Below are 1,322 nucleotides of genomic sequence, written 5' to 3'. Positions count from 1 at the left end.
GAACCTCGGCGTCGACCCGCGCCATGCCGACCAGATGGTCCGCGGCGTGGTCAACCTGCCGAACGGCACCGGCCGCTCGGTGCGTGTCGCCGTGTTCGCCCGTGGCGACAAGGCCGACGAAGCGCGCGCCGCCGGCGCCGACATCGTCGGTGCCGAGGATCTGGTCGACATCGTCCAGAAGGGCACGATCGATTTTGATCGCTGCATCGCCACGCCGGACATGATGCCGCTCGTCGGTCGTCTGGGCAAAGTGCTCGGCCCGCGCGGCATGATGCCGAACCCGAAGGTCGGCACCGTCACCACCGACGTTGCCGCCGCCGTCAAGGCATCCAAGGGCGGCGCCGTCGAGTTCCGTGTCGAGAAGGCTGGCATCGTCCATGCCGGCGTCGGCAAGGTGTCGTTCGACGTCAAGGCCCTGGAAGAGAACATCCGCGCCTTCGCCGATGCGGTGACCAAGGCAAAGCCGACTGGCGCCAAGGGCAACTACGTCAAGAAGGTGTCGGTCACCTCGACGATGGGCCCGGGCCTCAAGCTCGACGTCGCGACGCTCAACGCGTCCTGATAAGTTTTGATCGAGATCGGCCGGTAAACGGCTGATCTGCAAAGAATTCCGGGCCTCCGACCTAGTTGGCGGCCCGGTACCGGAAGCCGAGAGGTTTCCGGACATCCTGTCCGAGATTGCAGGCGGCCCAGAAGCCTTAATTCGATTTGGGCCTGCATGAGACGGGTGAAGACCGGACAACGGAGCGATTGCTCCAATGAAAGGTTCGAACCGTGTTTGCCTTTTGTCTGCGCATCGCCGGCTTGACCGTCGATGTGGCGAAAGGGGGCAGGATCCTCGAGCGTCGTTCGGGAGATCCGTTACTGGATGGCCCGGCCGACAAAAGGCAACCCGACGCCTGTCCTCGTCAATGGGATGTTCCCGTTAACAGGATTGGGGTCAACTGGAGATAGGCAGTGGACAGAGCGGAAAAACGCGAACTCGTCACGGGCCTGAACGGTGCGTTCTCGAACGCAGGTTCAGTGGTCGTGGCCCACTACGCCGGTATCACCGTCGCGCAAATGAACGACCTTCGGTCGAAAATGCGCGCCGCCGGTGGCACCGTCAAAGTCGCGAAGAACCGTCTCGCCAAAATCGCTCTTCAGGGCACGGACTCCGCATCGATCATCGAGCTGTTCAAGGGACAGACGCTGATTGCTTATTCGGAGGATCCGATTGCGGCGCCGAAGGTCGCGTCCGATTTCGCCAAGGGAAATGACAAGCTCGTCATTCTCGGCGGCGCAATGGGCACCACCTCGCTCAATGCCGACGGTGTGAAGGC

The 1,322-nt window shown here is 62.6% G+C and carries 2 protein-coding genes; both read left to right on the top strand.

Annotation, left to right across the window (positions count from 1 at the left end; translation table 11 throughout):
* A partial coding sequence (rplA, locus tag EN906_RS34345; RefSeq protein ID WP_127375785.1) for a 50S ribosomal protein L1 occupies positions 1–562 on the top strand: 562 nt, incomplete at its 5' end.
* A gap of 395 nt (positions 563–957) precedes the next feature.
* Positions 958–1,322: 50S ribosomal protein L10 (gene rplJ / locus EN906_RS34340; protein WP_127375784.1), on the top strand; the 365-nt coding region annotated here is incomplete at its 3' end.

This window comes from Mesorhizobium sp. M7A.F.Ca.CA.004.06.1.1, assembly GCF_003999135.1.
Classification (GTDB): Bacteria; Pseudomonadota; Alphaproteobacteria; order Rhizobiales; family Rhizobiaceae; genus Mesorhizobium.
The sequence above is the reverse complement of the archived record's forward strand: the minus strand, read 5'-3'. Positions and strand labels throughout refer to the sequence as shown.